This is a genomic window from Serratia sp. GW822-FHT06D09, from assembly GCF_058799515.1.
In genome coordinates this window covers 161,688-181,307 of sequence record NZ_JBXALO010000009.1, presented here as the reverse complement: position 1 = coordinate 181,307, position 19,620 = coordinate 161,688, and the positions used below count along the sequence as shown (strand labels likewise).

The window sequence follows — 19,620 nt, the reverse complement described above, 5'->3', positions numbered from 1 at the left end:
TCGGGCTATCGGTATCCTAGGCCGGCCTTTTGGCCGGTAGAAGATGACAATAATTCTGTCAACTTTTAGCCCTATAAAAATCAAGATTATTTAAACCGCAGAGAAATCATCGGTTTTTTCATCGTCATGTGGTTTGTGCAATTCACATGATGTTAATCATAAATGTCAACGGCATTATGCGCTACGCTTGTTGTCTGATTGACGATTAATTCACCACGTGTTTTGGTATTTCCTTTAACAACACGAACTATTTAAGTAGGTACTTCCATGTCGAGTAAGCTAGTACTGGTCCTGAACTGCGGCAGTTCTTCCCTGAAGTTCGCTATCATCGATGCTGTCAACGGTGAAGAACACCTCTCCGGCCTGGCCGAATGTTTCCACCTGCCTGAGGCTCGCCTCAAGTGGAAGATGGACGGCGCCAAACACGAAGCGGCTCTGGGTGCCGGCGCTGCGCACAGCGAAGCACTGAACTACATTGTTAATACTATTCTGGCACAAAAACCGGAGCTTTCTGCACAGTTGACCGCTATCGGTCACCGCATTGTGCACGGCGGCGAGAAGTTCACTTCTTCTGCCGTAATCAATGACGAAGTCTTGCAGGGTATCAAAGATTCGGTGCCATTTGCACCACTGCATAACCCAGCGCACCTGATCGGTATCGCTGAGGCATTGAAATCCTTCCCTAAACTGGCGGATAAAAACGTTGCCGTGTTCGACACCGCGTTCCACCAGACCATGCCGGAAGAATCCTACCTGTACGCCCTGCCGTACAGCCTGTACCGCGACCACAGCGTTCGTCGCTATGGCGCACACGGCACCAGCCACTTCTACGTAACTCAAGAAGCTGCGAAAGTGCTGAACAAGCCGGTTGAAGAAGTTAACCTGATCACCTGCCACCTGGGCAACGGCGGTTCCGTAACCGCAGTGCGCAACGGCAAATGCGTTGACACTTCTATGGGTCTGACCCCGCTGGAAGGCCTGGTCATGGGCACCCGCAGCGGTGACATCGATCCGGCGATCATCTTCCACCTGCACGACTCTCTGGGCATGAGCGTTGATCAAATCAACAAAATGCTGACCAAAGAATCCGGCCTGCTGGGCCTGACCGAAGTCACCAGCGACTGCCGTTACGTTGAAGACAACTACGCAACCAAAGCCGATGCAAAACGCGCTATGGACGTATTCTGCCACCGTCTGGCCAAGTATATCGGCGCTTACAGCGCACTGATGGACGGCCGTCTGGACGCGGTGATCTTCACTGGCGGCATCGGCGAAAACGCCGGTATGGTGCGTGAGCTGACCCTGGACAAACTGGGCCTGCTGGGCTTCGAGATTGACCACGAACGCAACATGGCCGCTCGCTTCGGTAAATCCGGCGCCATCACCAAAGACGGCAGCCGCCTGGCGCTGGTTATCCCGACCAACGAAGAGTTGGTCATCGCGCAAGACGCATCCCGTCTGACCGCGTAACGCTCTCCGACACCGTCAGCCCAGGCTGACGGTGCTGTTTTAGCCTCATGTTAATTCGTGAAGAGGACTATTCTGTGTCACGTACAATTATGTTGATCCCCACCGGCACCAGCGTCGGCCTGACCAGCGTCAGCCTGGGTGTCATCCGCTCCATGGAGCAAAAAGGCGTTAGCCTGAGCGTGTTCAAACCTATCGCTCAACCACGCACCGGCGGCGACTCGCTCGACCAGACCACCACCATCATCCGCAGCAGCAACTCCACCATCACGGCGGCCGAACCGCTGCGCATGAGCTACGTTGAAGGCCTGCTGAGCTCCAACCAGCAAGACGTGCTGATGGAAGAGATCGTGGCGCGCTATCACGAGAACACCAAAGACGCGGAAGTGGTGCTGATCGAAGGCCTGGTGCCGACCCGTAAACACCAGTTCGCCAACGCGCTCAACTATGAAATCGCCAAGACCCTGAATGCGGAAATCGTATTTGTACTGGCACTGGGCAATGATTCCCCGGCTCAGTTGAAAGAGCGCATCGAGCTGGCTCGCAGCAGCTTCGGCGGCAGCAAGAACAAAAACATCACCGGCGTGATCATCAACAAGCTGAACGCCCCGGTTGACGAGCAGGGCCGCACCCGTCCTGACCTGTCCGAGATCTTCGACGACTCCACCAAGGCCAGCGTAACCAACGTTGACCCGGCGCAACTGTTCGCCAACAGCCCGCTGCCAGTGCTGGGCTGCGTGCCGTGGAGCTTCGACCTGATCGCGACCCGCGCTATCGACATGGCCCGTCACCTGAAGGCCACCGTGGTCAATGAAGGCGACATCATGACCCGTCGCGTGAAGTCTGTAACCTTCTGTGCGCGCAGCATTCCGCACATGCTGGAACACTTCCGTCCGGGTTCACTGCTGGTCACCTCGGCAGACCGTCCTGACGTGCTGGTTTCTGCCTGTCTGGCCGCGATGAACGGCGTGGAAATCGGCGCAGTGCTGCTGACCGGCGGCTACGCTATCGACGAGCCAATCAGAAAGCTGTGTGAACGTGCGTTCCAAACCGGCCTGCCGGTCTTTATGGTCGAAACCAACACCTGGCAGACCTCGCTGAGCCTGCAAAGCTTCAACCTCGAAGTGCCGGCGGACGACCACCAGCGCATCGAGAAAGTGCAGAACTACGTGGCCAGCCACATCAACGCCGAATGGATCGAGTCACTGACGGCGACCTCCGAGCGTTCGCGTCGCCTGTCTCCACCGGCGTTCCGCTATGAGCTGACCGAGCTGGCACGTAAAGCCGGAAAACGCATCGTGCTGCCGGAAGGCGACGAGCCGCGTACCGTGAAAGCGGCGGCTATCTGCGCCGAACGTGGTATCGCTGAGTGCGTGCTGTTGGGTAACCCGGAAGAGATCCAGCGCGTTGCCGCTGCGCAGGGCGTTGAGCTCGGCAAAGGCATCGAGATTGTTGATCCGGTCGCCGTGCGCGAGCAGTACGTTCCACGTCTGGTTGAGCTGCGTAAGAGCAAGGGCATGACCGAAGTGGTTGCGCGCGAGCAACTGGAAGATAACGTGGTTCTCGGCACCCTGATGCTGGAGAAAGGCGAAGTCGACGGCCTGGTTTCAGGCGCGGTTCACACCACCGCCAACACCATCCGTCCACCGTTGCAGTTGATCAAAACGGCACCGGGCAGCTCGCTGGTGTCCTCCGTGTTCTTCATGCTGCTGCCTGACCAGGTTCTGGTATACGGCGACTGTGCGATCAACCCGGACCCAACCGCAGAACAGCTGTCTGAAATCGCGATCCAGTCGGCAGATTCCGCTGCGGCCTTCGGTATCGAACCACGCGTTGCCATGATCTCCTACTCCACCGGTAACTCCGGCGCGGGTAGCGACGTTGAGAAAGTGCGTGAAGCGACCCGTCTGGCGCAGGAAAAACGTCCTGACCTGATCATCGACGGCCCACTGCAGTACGACGCCGCCATCATGGCCGACGTCGCCAAGTCCAAAGCGCCAAACTCTCCGGTTGCAGGCCAGGCTACCGTGTTCATCTTCCCAGACCTGAACACCGGTAACACCACCTACAAAGCGGTACAGCGTTCTGCTGACCTGGTGTCCATCGGGCCAATGCTGCAAGGCATGCGCAAGCCGGTGAACGACCTGTCACGTGGCGCACTGGTAGACGACATCGTTTATACCGTCGCCCTGACCGCCATTCAGTCTTCCCAGGCTGATGCAGCAGCAGTCAAAGCCTGATAATCCCCGGATTATCAGATAAAAAAAACCGGTCAATTGACCGGTTTTTTTATTTGCGCGAACGCATCAGGCATTTTCATCGCTATCGCGCAACGGCTTGCCATAGGCCTGTTCGTTGTTGCGCGTCAGCCATAGCGACAGCGCTTTTAACGAGTCCGGCGTGAATTCGTCGCAGCGGGCGGTGATTTCTTCCGGCGTCAGCCAGCTAACCTCAACCACTTCTTCTTCCTGCAGTGCAAAGGGGCCATGCGAGACACAGCTGAACAGCGCACCCCACACCCGGCACTGCTCTTCTTCAAAGTAGAACAGCCCGTGCTCGGCAAAAGGCACGCCGGCAATGCCCAGTTCCTCTTCCGCCTCGCGGCGAGCGGAGTCCAGCACGTTCTCCCCGCTTTGCACTACGCCACCGGCTGTGGCGTCCAGCCAACCCGGATAGAAATCTTTAATGTCGGTGCGACGCTGCACCAGAATTTTTCCCATTCCATCATGCACCACAATATAGGTAGCACGATGACGCAGCCGTTGAGCACGCATCTGTTGGCGACTGGATTGAGCAATCACTTCATTTTGCTCGTTGACGATATCAACCCACTCGGTATCTGCAGCCTGACCCTGTTCCGCCATCCTCTAAAACCTTCTATTTTGGCGCGATGCATCCCGCGCACTGGTTAATCAATGAGTGTTTTTCAAAGATTTTTATTGTGTGTGTATAAATTAGTGCGTTAATGCCACCTCTGCAACAGCCTTGCCGCCGTCCAAAGTGACCACACTTAAAATGCCGTCCTCCAGTATGCCATAGCTGGCGGGAAAGCCCCCTTTCGGAATGCTGACCGACCCTGGATTAAAGCAGTAAATTTCGCCCTGCCGTTCCGCCTGCGGTAAATGGCTGTGTCCGTAGACCAGCACATCACCGGCAGATAACGGCGGCAGTGCGGAGGGATGATAAAGGTGTCCGTGGGTTAAAAACAATCGTCTTTTTTGCAATAGCACCTGCTGCCAAGACGCGGTGATGGGAAATGACAATAACATCTGATCAACTTCACTGTCACAGTTGCCGCGAACGGCGATGATCTTGTCGCTATAGCGATTCAATTGTTCAGCAACCTGCGCCGGTTGATAGCCCGCTGGCAACGCATTTCGCGGCCCGTGATTCAGCAAATCACCCAGCAGGATCAGCCAGTCGGCACCGCTTTGCTCAAAACGTTCCAGCACGCTTTCGGTGGCGGGTAGCGAACCGTGTATATCGGAGGCGAATATCAGCTTCATAACCTTTCCTTTGGCAGGGAAATAACGGCTATTTTATCGCAGTGGCCAGCGACGGCAAGGCTGCCGAGGAAGCGATTCCTGAAGACCCGGAATTGTGATGCATGTTGTAGAGATAGCATCAGACGAATCTCACATAGCCTGCTATTCTTAGCTGCTATTGTGGGTAACCCTATAGAAAGATCTCTGATATACCTTTGTGCGCGGCGAAGACCGCAACAACGTGTAATGACTTACAGATCACCTTACCGCAGGAGGCAACATGATTGACCTGTATTACGCGCCTACTCCCAATGGTCACAAAATTACCCTGTTTCTGGAGGAGGTTGGCTTACCCTACCGTATCCATCGCGTAAATATCAGCGCCGGCGACCAGTTCAAGCCGGATTTTCTGAGCATTTCACCCAACAACAAAATTCCGGCCATCGTCGACCAGCAACCGGTTGATGGCGGTGCGCCCATCAGCCTGTTCGAATCCGGCGAAATCCTGCTGTATCTGGCGGAGAAAACCGGCAAATTGCTGAGCAAAGGCCTGCGCGAGCGTGCCGCTACGCTACAGTGGCTGTTCTGGCAAGTCGCGGGCTTTGGGCCGATGCTCGGGCAAAACCATCACTTTAACCATTACGCGCCGCAGCCGGTGCCCTACGCCATCGAACGCTACCATCTGGAAACCAAGCGCTTGTATGCCGTGTTGGAAGCCGAGCTGCAAAAGCACCCGTACCTGGGCGGCGACAACTACAGCATCGCTGATATTGCGACTTACCCCTGGGTGGTGTCTCACCCACGCCAGCGCATCGATCTGGCGGATTACCCGGCGGTACGCAACTGGTTTGAACGCATCAGCAACCGTCCCGCTACCGCACGCGCCTACAAGCTGGCCGAACAGGGCTAAATTTCCCGCTCCCCGACCCGCGGGGAGTTTCCTTTAGCTCGTTATCTTTTCCTTACTTTCCGTGTATTCTGAGCGGCAATAATCAGACCTGTGGAGATCTTCTGATGTCATTCAGTCAACCCGACGCCATTATTCGTATAAAAAACCTGCGGTTGCGTACTTTCATCGGTATCAAGGAAGAAGAAATTAACAATCGTCAGGACATCCTGATTAACGTAGTGATCCACTACCCGGCGGATAAAGCGCGCGACAGTGAAAATATCGACGACGCGCTCAATTACCGCACCATCACCAAAGCCATCATCCGCCATGTGGAAGATAACCGCTTCGCCCTGCTGGAAAAATTAACTCAGGATGTGCTCGATATCGTGAAACAACATGCCTGGGTAACCTATGCTGAAGTAGAGATAGATAAACTACTGGCCCTGCGCTACGCCGACTCGGTTTCGATGACCATGAGCTACCGCCGGGCCTGAAAACCACCTGTTTCAGGGAGAATCGACCATGCGGATCCTGATCACCGGCGCCACAGGATTGATAGGGAGCAGCCTGACGCGGCGGCTGTTGGGCCTTTCTCACCAAGTCACGGTGCTGAGCCGTAACGTGCCCCGCGCTCGTGAGCGCTTCGGTGAACAGGTCAGCTACTGGTCAACGTTGCAGGATCAGCCTTCGCTCGATGGCTTTGACGCCGTGATCAACCTGGCCGGCGAGCCGATCGCCGACAAGCGCTGGAGTAAGGCGCAGAAAGAACGCCTGTGCCACAGCCGTTGGGATCTGACCGAGCAGTTGGTGAAACTGATTAACGCCGGCAGCAACCCGCCCAGCGTGCTGATTTCCGGTTCCGCGACCGGTTATTACGGCGATCAGGGCCAGGCGGTGGTCACCGAAGACGAAGCGCCGCATGACGAGTTCACCCATCAATTGTGTCAACGTTGGGAATCGTTGGCGTTGCAGGCGCAAAGCGATGCCACCCGCGTCTGCCTGCTGCGTACCGGCGTGGTGCTGGCGGCAAAAGGCGGCGCGCTGGCGAAGATGTTGCCGCCGTTCCGCTTCGGACTGGGCGGGCCCATCGGCAGTGGCCGCCAATACCTGCCGTGGATCCACCTGGACGACATGGTCAATGGCATTATCTATTTGCTGGATCACCAGACCCTGCAAGGCCCTTTCAATATGGTTGCCCCCTACCCGGTCCACAACGAGCAGTTTGCCGCTCAGTTGGCCAACGTGCTCGATCGACCGGCATTTTTGCGCGTACCGGCATTCGCCATGCATTTATTGATGGGGGAAGCGGCAGTGTTGGTCTTGGGAGGGCAACGTGCGGTGCCGAAACGGCTGGAAGAGGCAGGCTTCAGCTTCCGCTTTCTGGAGCTGGAGCAGGCGCTGGATGATGTGATCAATCAGCGGGACCCAGTCCGCTGAGGAAGTTATCGGGGCCAGAAAAATCCGGCCCCGACAATCGATTATTTTAATGCGCCGGAAAGAAACTGCTGCAAACGCGGGCTTTTCGGATTGCCAAACAGTTCGGCCGGTGGCCCCTGCTCTTCAATCAGCCCTTTGTGCAGGAAAATCACGTGGCTGGACACGTGGCGAGCAAACTCCATCTCGTGCGTCACCACCACCATGGTTTTTCCCTCTTCCGCCAACTTTTGCATGATGCGCAGCACTTCCCCTACCAGTTCCGGATCCAGCGCCGACGTCGGTTCATCAAACAGTAAAACTTCCGGCTCCATCGCCAATGCCCGGGCGATCGACACGCGCTGCTGCTGCCCGCCGGACAGGTGCACCGGGTATTTGCCGCGGGCACGCTCATCGATGCCAACCTTATCCAGATAGCGTATCGCGCGCTCACGCGCCTCGGTCTTGCTCAACCCCAACACCTGCACCGGTGCTTCCATCACGTTCTCCAGCACCGTCATGTGGCTCCACAGGTTGAAGTGCTGAAACACCATGGTCAGGCGGGTACGCAGCAGCTGCAGCTGTTTCTTGTCGAACACCTTAAGCTGCCCGTCCTTGTCGCGCACCATGCGGATATCTTCATTGTTCAGGCTAATGGATCCTTCACTCGGTTTTTCCAGGAAGTTAATGCAGCGCAAAAAGGTGCTTTTACCGGACCCGGAAGAACCGATGATGCTAATCACATCCCCTGCGTTGGCCGCCAGCGATACGCCTTTCAACACTTCGTGCTCGCCATAGCGCTTATGCAGTTCGGTGACGGCTAATTTATTCTCAGACATAGTGTGTTCCCGTCATTATCAGTGATTAACGTGTGCCATCCAGCGCTTTTCCGCCTTGCGGAACAGGCTGATTAACCCGTAGGAGATGATCAGATACAGTACCGCAGCAATGCCGAAGGCATAAAACGGTTGATAGGTCGCCGCATTGATGTCTCGCGCTATCTTCAGCAGATCCGGCACGGTGGCGGTAAACGCCAGCGCGGTAGAGTGCAGCATCAGGATCACTTCGTTACTGTAGGCAGGCAACGCGGTGCGCAGCGCGGAAGGTAAAATGATGCAGCGATACATTTTAAAGCGTGAGAAACCATAGGCATTGGCTGCCTCGATTTCACCGTGCGGTACCGCGCGAATAGCCCCGGCGAAAATCTCGGTGGTATAGGCGCAGGTGTTCAGCGTCAGCGCCAAAATGGTGCAGTTGAGCCCGCTGCGGAAGAAGGCGTTGAGGAAGTCCGTACCGCGCACGATTTCCAGGCTGTACATGCCGGAGTAGAACACCAGCAATTGCACATACAACGGCGTGCCGCGGAATATGTAGGTATACAGCCATACCGGGAAGCGCACCCAACTGATGGAGGAAACGCGCGCCACCGCCATCGGGATCGCCAGCAAACCGCCCATCACCACCGAGGAGATCAGCAACCACAGCGTGACCGCCACGCCGGTAAAACGATAACCGTCGCTCCACAACAACGACTGCCAATACTGTTGCAAAATTTCGATCATAGCTCAGCCCTCCGGACGCCGAGGGAATAACGCCGTTCAAGCCACAACAGCACGCCATTGGACACGGTGGTGAAGACCAGATAAACCACCCCGGCCACGATCGCGAAAAAGAACGGCTGATAGGTGCCTTTACCGGCCAGTTGGGTGGCCTTCACCACGTCGTTCAGGCCCAGAATCGACACCAGCGCCGTCGCCTTGAGGATCACCTGCCAGTTATTGCCGATGCCAGGCAGGGCAAAACGCATCATGGCAGGGAACAGAATGCGGCGGAATATTTGCGAACCGGAAAAACCGTAGGCGGTGGCCGCTTCTATCTGCCCTTTCGGCACCGCCAAAAAGGCCCCACGGAAAGTCTCAGTGAAATAGGCACCGTAGATAAACCCGAGGGTGATGATCCCCGCGCTGAGCGGATCAATATCGATTTGCGAAAAACCAAGCAGTTCGGTGATGTTGTTAAGTGCAATTTGCAGGCCGTAGAAAATCAGCAGCATCAGTACCAGATCGGGTACGCCACGGATCAGCGTGGTATAAGCGCCAAACAGCGTGGAAAGCAGGCGGTTATGGGAAAGCTTGCCACCGGCGCCGATCAAACCAATCACCACCGCCAGCAGTACGGAACTGAGGGCCAGCTCCAGCGTCACCAGAGCGCCCTCAAATATCAATTGGGAGTAGCCTTGCAGCATTTACTTCACCCTGTCGTCATAGGATCCCGAACCATCGGGGCCGGCAGACCGGCCCCGTAGTCACAACATGGAAGGGTATGCGGCATTAACCGCCGTAGACGTCAAAGTCGAAGTATTTCTTCGCAAACTTGTCGTAGGTGCCGTCTTTGCGCATTTCGGCAAAGGCCTTATCCAGCGCCGCCTTGAGCTCGGTATCAGTCTTGCGCAGGCCCATGCCGGTGCCTACGCCAAAGAATTTGTCATCCTTCACCGATTCACCGGCGAAAGCGTAATCCTTGCCTGGAGGTTGTTTCAGGAAGCCATCACTCCCTGCGACTTCATCCTGGAAGGCGGCATCGATACGGCCTGATGCCAGGTCGGCGTAGACCAAATCCTGGTTCTGATAAGGCACAACGGTGATGCCCTTCGGCTGCCACATGGCGTTGGCATAGGCTTCCTGGGTGGTGCCCTGCAGCACGCCGACGCTCTTGCCTTTCAGCGCATCCACGGTAGGCAACAGTTTCGACCCTTTCGGCGCGATCAGGCGGGCGTTAGCGGCATACAGCTTGTCGGTAAAGGCAATTTCCTGCTGGCGTTTTTCGGTGATCGACAAAGAAGAGATGATGGCGTCAATTTTCTTCGCCTTCAGGGAAGGGATCAGCGCGTCAAAATCGCTTTCCACAAAGGTACATTGGGTATTTATGCGTTTGCACAGCTCTTTGGCCAGATCGATATCAAAGCCGACCAGCTCACCTTTGGCATTTTTGGACTCAAAGGGTGCATAGGTCGGATCGGTACCTATCTTCAAGGTCGATGGTACGGCGGCAAATGCGCTGCTTGCCGCGCTTAAAGCCAAGACTAAAGGAAGAACCTTAACCAGCTTTTTCATAAATTACCCTCAAATTGATTTTTTCGATGCCACTGCGGGCATTATTTTTCCACCAAATCAATTTGCAGTAATCGTGCCACATTGGTTGCTGTCGGCGGAGGGAACGGCTCCGACCTTCACAAAACTGTTTCCTGGGACGATAACCGCAAAATTAAATCGGCCTGGCTGGGCCGCGCCACGGGCAATGGAGAAATACCAGCGCCTTGAAACAGTGAACGTGATGAAGTGGGATCATTATGGTGCAGGTGCCGCCCTAATTCAGTGCGGTGTTGCACAAATGTACCAAATTGGAGAGAAATTTGTTAATTGGCACCTTGCCAGCGGGAAAATAAATCTTTGGGTAATTCAATATCGAACTGATCGACCACCCGGTTCACGGTTTGGTCGATGATGTCTTCTACGCTTTCAGGGCGGTGATAAAACGCCGGCACCGGCGGCATAATGACGGCTCCCATTTCTGCCGCTTGAGTCATCAGGCGCAGGTGGCCCACGTGCAGCGGAGTTTCACGCACGCACAGCACCAGGCGGCGACGCTCTTTCAGCACCACGTCAGCGGCGCGCGTCAGCAGACCGTCGCTGTAGCTGTTGGCGATACCGGACAACGTTTTGATTGAGCAAGGTAAAATCACCATCCCGATAGTTTTGAACGATCCGGAAGAGATGCTGGCGCCAATATCGCGCGAGTCATGTACCACATCGGCCAGCGCCTGCACTTCGCGCAGGCTGAGCGCGGTTTCCAGCGACAGCGTTTGTCGCGCTGCATTACTCATCACCAAATGGGTTTCCACCTCTGCGACGTCACGCAATACCTGCAGCAGGCGCACGCCGTAGATAGCGCCGCTGGCGCCGGAAATACCGATGATGATTCGTTTCATAAAGCTGGCCTCTGCCACGGAAAAAATAGGATCAGGCAGACTTTGCCGCAATGGCGCTATATAAGCAAGTCAGGCGGGAATAATGCACCGCAGCGACCGCCGCGGTGCACCATTTTGGTCAGTGCGAAGGCTTAGCCTTCGTTGTGCATTTCCAGATTTTCCGCTTCGGTCTGGCTACGCATTTCTTTGGCGTCGTCATTGCGCAGCGATTCCAGATACTCGAGGTAGCTCTGGTCGACGTCTTTGGTGACGTAGATACCGTTGAATACCGAGCATTCGAACTGGCTGATGTCCGGGTTCTCTTCACGCACCGCTTCAATCAGATCGTCCAGATTCTGGAAGATCAAACCGTCGGCGCCGATGATCTGGCGGATTTCATCCACTTCACGGCCGTGGGCAATCAGTTCGTTGGCGCTTGGCATGTCGATGCCGTACACGTTGGGGAAACGAATCTCCGGCGCTGCGGAAGCCAGATAAACACGCTTCGCCCCGGCGTCACGCGCCATTTCCACGATCTGTTCAGACGTGGTGCCACGCACGATGGAGTCGTCCACCAGCAGCACGTTCTTGTCGCGGAATTCGGCGCGGTTGGCATTCAGCTTGCGGCGTACCGATTGGCGACGCGCCTGCTGACCCGGCATGATGAAGGTACGGCCGACGTAGCGGTTCTTCACAAAGCCCTGACGATACGGCTTGTCCAGGATACGGGCGATTTCCAACGCGATATCACAGGAGGTTTCCGGGATCGGGATCACCACGTCGATGTCCAAATCTTCCCATTCGCGAGCAATTTTCTCACCCAGCTTCTGCCCCATGCGCACGCGGGCGCTGTAGACCGAAATCTTGTCCATAAAGGAGTCTGGACGGGCGAAGTAAACGTATTCGAACAGGCACGGGTTGGTTTTTGGGTTCTCTGCACACTGACGAGTGAACAGTTGGCCCTTGTCGGTGATGTACACCGCTTCCCCAGGCGCCACATCGCGCAGGAACTCGAAGCCCAGCGTATCCAACGCCACGCTCTCGGAAGCCACCATATACTCGTTGCGGCCGTCTTCAAGCGTGCGTTTGCCAATCACCAGCGGGCGGATGCCGTTAGGGTCACGGAACGCCAGCAGGCCATGGCCGATGATCATCGCGACGCAGGCGTAAGCGCCGCGCAACTGCTGGTGCATGGCGGCAACGGCGGTGAATACGTTGTCGGACTCCAGCGGATAGTGTTGGAAACGGTCCAGCTCGCTGGCCAGCACGTTCAGCAAAATCTCGGAATCGGAGGTGGTGTTGACATGGCGGCGACCGCTTTCAAACAGCGTTTGACGCAGTTCATGGGCGTTGGTCAGGTTGCCGTTGTGTGCCAGCGTAATGCCGAACGGTGAGTTTACATAGAAAGGTTGAGCCTCTGAGGCACTGGAGCTGCCAGCCGTCGGGTAGCGCACATGGCCAATACCCATGTTGCCCTGCAAGCGCTGCATATGGCGTGCCTCGAACACATCCTTCACCAGACCGTTTGCCTTACGCAGACGGAACCCGTTATGGGCATCGATGGTGACGATGCCTGCGGCATCCTGGCCACGGTGCTGTAGCACCGTCAACGCATCATAAATCGACTGGTTTACCGGCATAAAACCGGCGATACCGACAATACCGCACATGTTGTCTTTTCCTCATCAGCGCTACCGCCCCGGTAAATGGGTCGGTAAGAAACTCGACGTGCTCTGCAGGTAGTCAAAGAACCACCTGATGATGTAACTGAACTGGGGAATAAGCTGCGACTGTTTCCAGTCTGCGCTTTGCGAAAAGCCGGTAAAGGTATCCAGGAAAAACAGTATCGCCGAAACGATTAACACGCCGCGCAGTGCGCCGAAACAGACGCCCAGTACCCGGTCGGTGCCTGATAACCCGGTTTTCTCTACCAGTGAGCTAATCACATAGTTAACAATAGCTCCTACGATCAGGGTCGCGATAAACAAGATGGCAATCGCGATGCCGTTTCGCACCAGTTCATCTTCAAAACGAGTGAAGTAGACCGCAAGGTAAGAGTAGAAATGGCTGGCAACAAAAAACGCACATCCCCATGTCACAAGTGACAATGCTTCGCGAACAAACCCTCGGATCAGGCTAACCAGAGCCGAAAATCCAATCACCGCTATAATGACGTAATCAATCCAGACCATGAACTATTCCAATGATGAATCGCCCCTGCATCCAATTCGCGGCGAATTCTAACAGAAAAAGAAAACGTTTGCGTAGGGGTTTTCCTACCACGTTACAAATAAAAAGCGGCGATAAAAAAATTCCCAATCGCCGCGCCTACATAGGCCATTTCAGCTACGAAAGGCACAGTTTTTTTAATGATTATACCGTCATCTTTCGGTTCCGGGGCACAGCATGCTGTGCCCCCTGCGGTTAACGTACGCCGTACGGCTTCACCTGACCGCTCAAGCCGCTGATAGAATTCAGCGCGGGCAGCGAAGACTGCAGTTTCTGTTTCGAGGCGTCTGGCCCGACATAAATCCGGGTGATCTGCCCCTGTACCGGCGTTGACGGCACGGTAAAGGCACGATAGCCGGACAGCCTCAGCGACGCCACCACCTCATTGACCTTGGCGGCGTTCTTCAGCGCCCCGAGCTGCACCACATATGCCTGCCCTGCCGGCGCTTTCTCTTCCGCCGGTTTCTGCACGGGTGCAGGTTCAGGCTTCGGTGTCGGCGTAGGCTCCGGTTTCGGCTCTGGCTTAGGTTCAGGTTTCACCACCGGCTTCACTTCCACCGGTTTCGGCTGCTGCACCGGTTTTGGTTTCACTTCCACCGGCTTGGTCTCAACCGGTTTCGGTTTCGGCTGCTGTACCGGTCGGGTTTCAACCGGCGGCGGCGTAACCTGGGTCGGCTGCTGAGCCGGCTGGCGGATGGCCTGTTGCGTCGCCGCTTCATTGGCGGCCTGCTGCTCCACCATCGCGCCCGCGCCTTCCGGCGGTTGGGCCGGCAGCGTCTGGCTTACCGGCGGCACCACGTCGTTTTCTTCCACATCACCGGCCTTCGGCACCAAAGGGATGGCGGCGAACTCGTCCTCATAATGTTTCTTTTTACCGTCCAGCAGCCCTGGCAGGATAATCACCCCCAGCGCAACCAAAATGACGGTACCGACCAATCGGTTTTGAAATTTACTTGCCACTCACACTCCCCGCATCTCGTCTAACGCCGCCATTACCTGTGCAACGGTGTGGAACGATCCACAGACGATCACAATATCCTGAATATCAGCGTCCTGCATAGCCTGACGCCAGGCAGTTTCGACATCGGCGAACTGCCGCGGTTCCGTCAAATGTTGCGCCAACTGCTCGGCGCTGGCACCGCGCGGCCCTTCCAGCGGCGCACAATACCACTCATCGACCTGCTCACTCAGACAGGCCAGCGTACCGGCGATGTCTTTGTCCGACAGCATGCCCACCACCGCGCGCACTTTACCGCCATTGCGCGGCAGCGTCGCCAGACGCCCGGCCAGATAACCGGCTGCGTGCGGGTTATGCGCGACATCGAGGATCAACATCGGATCGCGGCGCACAATCTGGAAGCGCCCAGGCAACGTCGCCTGCTGCAGACCGGCGAAGATCGCACGTTCATCGATTTCCAGCGCAGAAAAATGCAGCGCCGCCAACGCCGTCGCGGCATTCGCCAGCGGCACATTTGGCATCGGCAAGTCGGTCAGCAAGGTGCCACCGCCCTCCCACTGCCAGCGTTCGCCCTGTTCGCTGAAGGTCCAGGCGTCGCCGCGACGATACAGCTGCGCCCCCAGCGTATCCGCCACCTGCTGAATGGTCGCCGGCATATCCGGTTCCCCCACCACCGCAGGTTTACCACCACGGAAAATACCGGCCTTTTCGCGGCCAATGCTTTCACGATCGCTGCCCAGCCAGTCGGTATGATCCAGCGCGATGCTGGTTACCACCGCCACGCTCGGATCGACGATATTGGTTGCGTCCAGGCGGCCGCCCAGGCCCACTTCCAGGATCACCACGTCAAGCTTAGCCTGTTTGAACAGCTGCAACGCCGACAGGGTGCCAAATTCGAAGTAAGTCAGTGAGGTTTCGCCCCGGCCCGCTTCAATGGCGGCAAACGAACGGCTGTGTTCGGCCTCGCTCAGCTCATCGCCTTGAATGCGCACACGCTCGGTGTAGCGCACCAGGTGCGGCGAGCTATAAACGCCGACGCGCAGACCGGCCGCCATCAAAATGGCTTCCAGGGTGCGGCAGGTGGTGCCTTTGCCGTTGGTACCGGCAACGGTGAACACCGTCGGTGCAGGGGTGAGTAAATCAAGATGCGCTGCAACGCGCTGTACGCGTTCCAGGCCGAGTTCGATCGCCTGGCTGTGCAGACGCTCAAGATAGAAAAGCCACGAGCTCAATGGCGACGTGGCTTGGGGAATTTGGTGGTTTTGCATGAGTCCCGTCACTGAACTTGGGTTCATTAATCCATCAGGGCACCACCCTCACCGCGGTAAAGGCGATGCTCTGCATGATACCCGTTGTCTTCCAAGCGTCGGAATGGACCGCTACGCTCAATCTACAAGGGTATTTCAACCGTCACTTAGCCACAAAATGACGGTTGAAACCCGCGAGACCTGCGCCGCGCGGGTGACTTATCAGCCTCAGGCGTCGGCCTGACTTTCCTGCCCGGCCACCGGCGCTACCTCATCGAAATGCGGCTGCGGCTGGTTGGTCAGCTTGGAAAGGATACTCGCCAAGGTCTGGCGCATTTCCGGGCGACGCACGATCATGTCGATCGCGCCTTTCTCAATCAGGAACTCACTGCGCTGGAAGCCCGGCGGCAGTTTTTCACGCACCGTCTGCTCGATGACGCGTGGGCCGGCAAAGCCGATCAGCGCCTTCGGCTCGGCGATATTGATATCGCCCAGCATGGCCAGACTGGCGGAAACGCCCCCCATGGTCGGGTCGGTCAGCACCGAAATGTACGGCAGACCGCGTTCCTGCAATTTTGCCAACGCTGCGCTGGTTTTCGCCATCTGCATCAGCGACATCAGCGCTTCTTGCATACGGGCACCGCCACTGGCTGAGAAACACACCAGCGGACAGTTGTCTTCCAGCGCCTGCTCAACCGCACGAACAAAACGCGCGCCGACCACGGACGACATGGAACCGCCGATGAAGGCGAATTCGAATGAAGCGGCAACGATCGGCATACCGTACAGCGTACCTTTCATCACCACCAATGCATCTTTTTCACCGGTCGCTTTCTGCGCGGCAACCAGGCGATCCTTATACTTCTTGGAATCCTTGAACTTCAGAACGTCTTTCGGCTCCAGTTCGCTGCCCAGCTCCACTTCACTGCCTTCATCAAGCAGGGTATGCAGACGCATACGCGCGGTCATGCGCATGTGGTGGTCGCATTTCGGGCACACTTCCAGATTACGCTCCAGCTCGGCGCGGTAGAGAACCTGGCCGCAGCTATCGCATTTGGTCCAAACCCCTTCAGGAATACTCGCCTTACGGGTTTGGGTAATATTGCTCTTGTTAAGAATTCGTTCAATCCAGCTCATCGATGACCTTTCTGTTTGAACCTGGCAGACGCCAGTCCGCAGTTCATGCTTTAACAATCCCCCCGAAAACAAACCCAATGAAAAAGTGCCCGAGCAAAACGCGACTAGCGCGCGACAGAGGCACTGGTTTCAAGGTTGTTAACAGGAACAGACCATAAATGTCGCTCATTAAACCATATCGGCCCGACACTGTGGATAAAAAACTGGTCGAACCGACAGGTTGAGCGATGTTTTTACTGTTTTTGCTGGCGGGCAGCCGCGCGCTTGTGGCGCCAAATTTCAATGATGCCCGGCAGAATTGAAACAATGATGATAGCCACGATCAACAGTTTCAGGTTTTCCTGCACGATCGGCAAGTCGCCGAAAAGGTAACCAGCATAGGTGAACAGCAGCACCCAAACCAGTGCGCCAATCACGTTGTAGGCAGCAAAATGGCGATAGGACATATGCCCCATACCGGCAACGAACGGCGCAAAAGTACGCACAATCGGCACAAATCGCGCCAGAATGATCGTCTTCCCGCCGTGTTTTTCATAAAACTGGTGGGTTTTATCCAGGTAGCTGCGGCGGAAGATTTTCGAATTCGGGTTACTGAACAGCTTTTCCCCGAACAACCGCCCAATAGTGTAGTTCACCGCATCCCCGAGTATCGCCGCGCCGATCATCAACGCCACCATGGTGTGCACATTCAGATCGTTGGTCGGCAATGCCGCCAGCGCCCCTGCAACAAACAGCAGAGAATCCCCCGGCAGGAAAGGCGTCACCACCAGGCCGGTTTCGCAAAACAGGATCAGGAACAAAATACCGTACACCCACATACCGTATTGCGCCACCAGCTCGGCCAGATGCACGTCAATATGCAGAATAAAATCAATCACAAACTTGATGATGTCCATAGGTTCTCTCTTTGACCGGGTGTCTCACCCACCCGGCAGGTACACAAGGGAGCAACGCGTCAGTCGCGCCGGCGTTTAATCGTCGGGTAAAAACAGTGGCCCCATCGGTGGCCGGGGTAAAGCAAAGTGCTCAGGATAATCAACGCTCACCAGGTATAACCCTTCGGCCCGCGCCGTAGCCGCAGCCAGATTGCGATCCTTCAGCGCCAGCAACTCGGCCATCCAGTTCTCGTCCTGATTGCCGCAGCCAATTTCCATCAGGCTACCGACAATGTTGCGAACCATATGATGCACAAAGGCATTCGCCTTGATATCTACCACAATATATTCACCGTGGCGCGTAACCTTAACGTGTTTTACGTTACGCCAGGGAGTACGCGACTGGCATTGCACGGCGCGAAACGACGTAAAGTCGTTCTCGCCCAGCAGCGCCTGCGCCGCCCTTTCCATCCGGTCGGCATCCAGCGGGTGATAAAAATGGGTCATCCCCTGCTGCAATACCGCTGGGCGGTAGCGGTGATTATAAATAATGTAGCGGTAACGGCGCGCGGTGGCGCTGAAACGCGCATGGAAATCTTCAGGCACGCCGGTTACCCAGCGCACGGCGATATCCGGCGGCAGATGGGTGTTGACCCCCATCGTCCAGGCGGCGTCCTTGCGCTGCGCGGTGGTTTCAAAATGCACCACCTGACCGGTAGCGTGCACCCCGGCGTCGGTACGTCCGGCGCACAGCACGTTGATCGGCGCGTTGGCCACCTTGCTCAAGGCCTGTTCCAGACAGGCCTGCACGCTGGCCACTTCCTGCTGACGCTGCCAGCCATAATAACGGCTGCCGTCATATTCAATCCCCAGCGCGATTTTCAGTGTCGGCTGGGTGGGCAAAACAACCTCTGACATCAGTACATCTGCTCCTGCACCAGACGCTCTGCGGTTTCGATAGCCATCAGCGCGCCACCGAAGCGTACGTTGTCGGCGACCGACCAGAACTGCAGAATTTCAGGAATGCCGTAGTCATTGCGCAAGCAGCCCAGGCTCAGCGCATCGCTGCCGGAAGCTTCCGTGACCTGAGTCGGATAGTCGTCTTCTTCGCTCAGTTGGATATCGTCTACCTGCTCCAGCTCGCTGCGCGCTTCTTCCGCAGAAATTGGGCGCAGCGCTTCCAGATGCACCACCTGCGCATGGCCGTAAAACACCGGCGACTGCACGCAGCTCACCGAGATCGGCAGCCCTTCGTCCTGCAGCACTTTACGCACCTGGTCGACGATCAACCGTTCTTCGCGCACGCTGCCCTGCTCGTCGGTCATCAACGGCAGCAGGTTGAACGCCAGCTGCTTGGCAAACACGCCCGGCTCGGCCGGAATGCCGTTCAGCAGGCGCGCACTCTGACCGGCCAAATCGTCTACCGCCACTTTTCCGCGGGCAGAGACCGACATCAGGGTGGTGACGTGCAGACGGGAAAGCCCGGCCTGTTCGGTCAAAGGTTTGATGGCCGTCAGCAGTTGGCTGACCATGCTGTCGGCCACGGCGACGATATTACGATTACGGTAATCCGCCAGCACCTGCGGGTTAACCCCCGGTACCACCAGCGGAACGTCCGGCTCCAGCGCAAACAGGCCACTGGTGTCGATCACCAGGCAGCCCATATTGCCGGCTTCTTCCGCATAGCGGGCCGAGGCTTCGCTACCGGCGACGAAGAACGCCAATTGGGCCTGTGACCAGTCGAATTCTTCCGCTTTTTGCACCAGAACCGATTTGCCATTGAAGCGCACCGTGGCACCGGCACTGCGTTCGCTGGCCAAAGGATAGAGTTCGCCCACCGGGAACTGGCGTTCCTGTAACAATTCCAGCAACGCTTCACCTACCGCGCCAGTGGCGCCAAGCAGAGCGATATTCCAGCCGTCAGACATTGGGTTTCTCCAGAGTATTTTT

The 19,620-nt window shown here is 56.5% G+C and carries 20 protein-coding genes; 5 read left to right on the top strand and 15 right to left on the bottom strand.

The features are described 5' to 3' along the window. Positions 1-267: 267 nt before the first annotated feature. Together ackA and pta are read left to right on the top strand one after the other, a co-directional pair. Positions 268-1,470 carry an acetate kinase gene (gene ackA / locus AC1RKG_RS20240; RefSeq protein ID WP_020827857.1) on the top strand — a complete coding sequence of 401 codons (1,203 nt, stop codon included), beginning with the start codon at positions 268-270 and terminating at the stop codon, positions 1,468-1,470. Between the two features lie 74 nt (positions 1,471-1,544). Continuing rightward, positions 1,545-3,707 carry a phosphate acetyltransferase gene (gene pta / locus AC1RKG_RS20235; RefSeq protein WP_041415539.1) on the top strand — a complete coding sequence of 721 codons (2,163 nt, stop codon included), beginning with the start codon at positions 1,545-1,547 and terminating at the stop codon, positions 3,705-3,707. A gap of 66 nt (positions 3,708-3,773) precedes the next feature. On the opposite strand, the gene yfcD is transcribed toward pta, so the two are convergent. Continuing rightward, a complete protein-coding gene (gene yfcD / locus AC1RKG_RS20230; RefSeq protein WP_020827859.1) occupies positions 3,774-4,331 on the bottom strand; it encodes an NUDIX hydrolase YfcD in 558 nt (185 codons plus the stop codon). Between the two features lie 90 nt (positions 4,332-4,421). Further along, positions 4,422-4,973 carry a phosphodiesterase gene (yfcE, locus tag AC1RKG_RS20225; protein ID WP_020827860.1) on the bottom strand — a complete coding sequence of 184 codons (552 nt, stop codon included), beginning with the start codon at positions 4,971-4,973 and terminating at the stop codon, positions 4,422-4,424. Positions 4,974-5,232: 259 nt separating this feature from the next. On the opposite strand from yfcE, the gene yfcG reads away from it, so the two are divergent. From yfcG to AC1RKG_RS20210, 3 genes are all read left to right on the top strand, one after another. Then, a complete protein-coding gene (gene yfcG, locus AC1RKG_RS20220; protein WP_020827861.1) occupies positions 5,233-5,862 on the top strand; it encodes a GSH-dependent disulfide bond oxidoreductase in 630 nt (209 codons plus the stop codon). 104 nt (positions 5,863-5,966) lie between these two features. Then, positions 5,967-6,338, top strand: a complete 372-nt coding sequence (gene folX, locus AC1RKG_RS20215; RefSeq protein WP_012146035.1) for a dihydroneopterin triphosphate 2'-epimerase — start codon at positions 5,967-5,969, stop codon at positions 6,336-6,338. A gap of 28 nt (positions 6,339-6,366) precedes the next feature. Further along, entirely contained in the window at positions 6,367-7,281 is a 915-nt protein-coding gene (locus AC1RKG_RS20210; protein WP_122079909.1) for a TIGR01777 family oxidoreductase, read from the top strand. A gap of 41 nt (positions 7,282-7,322) precedes the next feature. Here the strand turns inward: AC1RKG_RS20210 and hisP are convergent, their stop codons facing one another. The 13 genes from hisP to AC1RKG_RS20145 form a co-directional block, all read right to left on the bottom strand. Further along, positions 7,323-8,096 (bottom strand): histidine ABC transporter ATP-binding protein HisP, encoded by a 774-nt coding sequence (gene hisP / locus AC1RKG_RS20205; RefSeq protein ID WP_020827863.1) that lies wholly within the window; start codon positions 8,094-8,096, stop codon positions 7,323-7,325. Positions 8,097-8,114: 18 nt separating this feature from the next. After that, positions 8,115-8,819, bottom strand: a complete 705-nt coding sequence (locus AC1RKG_RS20200) for an ABC transporter permease (RefSeq protein ID WP_020827864.1) — start codon at positions 8,817-8,819, stop codon at positions 8,115-8,117. After that, positions 8,816-9,502 carry a histidine ABC transporter permease HisQ gene (locus AC1RKG_RS20195; protein ID WP_020827865.1) on the bottom strand — a complete coding sequence of 229 codons (687 nt, stop codon included), beginning with the start codon at positions 9,500-9,502 and terminating at the stop codon, positions 8,816-8,818. Before AC1RKG_RS20195 ends, AC1RKG_RS20200 begins: the two co-directional genes overlap by 4 nt. Positions 9,503-9,587: 85 nt before the next feature. Next, complete coding sequence (gene hisJ, locus AC1RKG_RS20190) at positions 9,588-10,370, bottom strand: histidine ABC transporter substrate-binding protein HisJ (protein ID WP_020827866.1); 783 nt, start codon at positions 10,368-10,370, stop codon at positions 9,588-9,590. 302 nt (positions 10,371-10,672) lie between these two features. Further along, on the bottom strand, positions 10,673-11,245 hold the full coding sequence (locus tag AC1RKG_RS20185; protein ID WP_020827867.1) for a UbiX family flavin prenyltransferase: 573 nt from the start codon (positions 11,243-11,245) through the stop codon (positions 10,673-10,675). A 131-nt stretch (positions 11,246-11,376) separates the two neighbouring features. Further along, entirely contained in the window at positions 11,377-12,894 is a 1,518-nt protein-coding gene (purF, locus tag AC1RKG_RS20180; RefSeq protein ID WP_020827868.1) for an amidophosphoribosyltransferase, read from the bottom strand. Between the two features lie 21 nt (positions 12,895-12,915). Beyond that, complete coding sequence (gene cvpA, locus AC1RKG_RS20175) at positions 12,916-13,416, bottom strand: colicin V production protein (RefSeq protein ID WP_020827869.1); 501 nt, start codon at positions 13,414-13,416, stop codon at positions 12,916-12,918. Between the two features lie 232 nt (positions 13,417-13,648). Continuing rightward, on the bottom strand, positions 13,649-14,413 hold the full coding sequence (dedD, locus tag AC1RKG_RS20170) for a cell division protein DedD (protein ID WP_048763008.1): 765 nt from the start codon (positions 14,411-14,413) through the stop codon (positions 13,649-13,651). Beyond that, a complete protein-coding gene (gene folC / locus AC1RKG_RS20165) occupies positions 14,414-15,679 on the bottom strand; it encodes a bifunctional tetrahydrofolate synthase/dihydrofolate synthase (RefSeq protein WP_020827871.1) in 1,266 nt (421 codons plus the stop codon). It abuts the gene before it with no gap. Between the two features lie 207 nt (positions 15,680-15,886). Continuing rightward, complete coding sequence (gene accD, locus AC1RKG_RS20160; RefSeq protein WP_020827872.1) at positions 15,887-16,795, bottom strand: acetyl-CoA carboxylase, carboxyltransferase subunit beta; 909 nt, start codon at positions 16,793-16,795, stop codon at positions 15,887-15,889. A gap of 233 nt (positions 16,796-17,028) precedes the next feature. Then, the gene (locus AC1RKG_RS20155; RefSeq protein WP_020827873.1) at positions 17,029-17,691 is read right to left on the bottom strand and encodes a DedA family protein; all 663 of its coding nucleotides are present in this window, start codon (positions 17,689-17,691) and stop codon (positions 17,029-17,031) included. 75 nt (positions 17,692-17,766) lie between these two features. Then, entirely contained in the window at positions 17,767-18,588 is an 822-nt protein-coding gene (gene truA, locus AC1RKG_RS20150; RefSeq protein ID WP_020827874.1) for a tRNA pseudouridine(38-40) synthase TruA, read from the bottom strand. Further along, the gene (locus AC1RKG_RS20145; RefSeq protein ID WP_046373047.1) at positions 18,588-19,598 is read right to left on the bottom strand and encodes an aspartate-semialdehyde dehydrogenase; all 1,011 of its coding nucleotides are present in this window, start codon (positions 19,596-19,598) and stop codon (positions 18,588-18,590) included. Before AC1RKG_RS20145 ends, truA begins: the two co-directional genes overlap by 1 nt. Positions 19,599-19,620 lie beyond the last annotated feature (22 nt).

Coding starts and splice junctions, on each gene's coding strand:
- ackA (WP_020827857.1), top strand. CDS start 268: ATGTCGAGTAAGCTAGTACTGGTCCTGAACTGCGGCAGTTCTTCCCTG.
- yfcD (WP_020827859.1), bottom strand. CDS start 4,331: ATGGCGGAACAGGGTCAGGCTGCAGATACCGAGTGGGTTGATATCGTC.
- yfcE (WP_020827860.1), bottom strand. CDS start 4,973: ATGAAGCTGATATTCGCCTCCGATATACACGGTTCGCTACCCGCCACC.
- yfcG (WP_020827861.1), top strand. CDS start 5,233: ATGATTGACCTGTATTACGCGCCTACTCCCAATGGTCACAAAATTACC.
- folX (WP_012146035.1), top strand. CDS start 5,967: ATGTCATTCAGTCAACCCGACGCCATTATTCGTATAAAAAACCTGCGG.
- AC1RKG_RS20210 (WP_122079909.1), top strand. CDS start 6,367: ATGCGGATCCTGATCACCGGCGCCACAGGATTGATAGGGAGCAGCCTG.
- hisP (WP_020827863.1), bottom strand. CDS start 8,096: ATGTCTGAGAATAAATTAGCCGTCACCGAACTGCATAAGCGCTATGGC.
- AC1RKG_RS20200 (WP_020827864.1), bottom strand. CDS start 8,819: ATGATCGAAATTTTGCAACAGTATTGGCAGTCGTTGTTGTGGAGCGAC.
- AC1RKG_RS20195 (WP_020827865.1), bottom strand. CDS start 9,502: ATGCTGCAAGGCTACTCCCAATTGATATTTGAGGGCGCTCTGGTGACG.
- hisJ (WP_020827866.1), bottom strand. CDS start 10,370: ATGAAAAAGCTGGTTAAGGTTCTTCCTTTAGTCTTGGCTTTAAGCGCG.
- AC1RKG_RS20185 (WP_020827867.1), bottom strand. CDS start 11,245: ATGAAACGAATCATCATCGGTATTTCCGGCGCCAGCGGCGCTATCTAC.
- purF (WP_020827868.1), bottom strand. CDS start 12,894: ATGTGCGGTATTGTCGGTATCGCCGGTTTTATGCCGGTAAACCAGTCG.
- cvpA (WP_020827869.1), bottom strand. CDS start 13,416: ATGGTCTGGATTGATTACGTCATTATAGCGGTGATTGGATTTTCGGCT.
- folC (WP_020827871.1), bottom strand. CDS start 15,679: ATGCAAAACCACCAAATTCCCCAAGCCACGTCGCCATTGAGCTCGTGG.
- accD (WP_020827872.1), bottom strand. CDS start 16,795: ATGAGCTGGATTGAACGAATTCTTAACAAGAGCAATATTACCCAAACC.
- AC1RKG_RS20155 (WP_020827873.1), bottom strand. CDS start 17,691: ATGGACATCATCAAGTTTGTGATTGATTTTATTCTGCATATTGACGTG.
- truA (WP_020827874.1), bottom strand. CDS start 18,588: ATGTCAGAGGTTGTTTTGCCCACCCAGCCGACACTGAAAATCGCGCTG.
- AC1RKG_RS20145 (WP_046373047.1), bottom strand. CDS start 19,598: ATGTCTGACGGCTGGAATATCGCTCTGCTTGGCGCCACTGGCGCGGTA.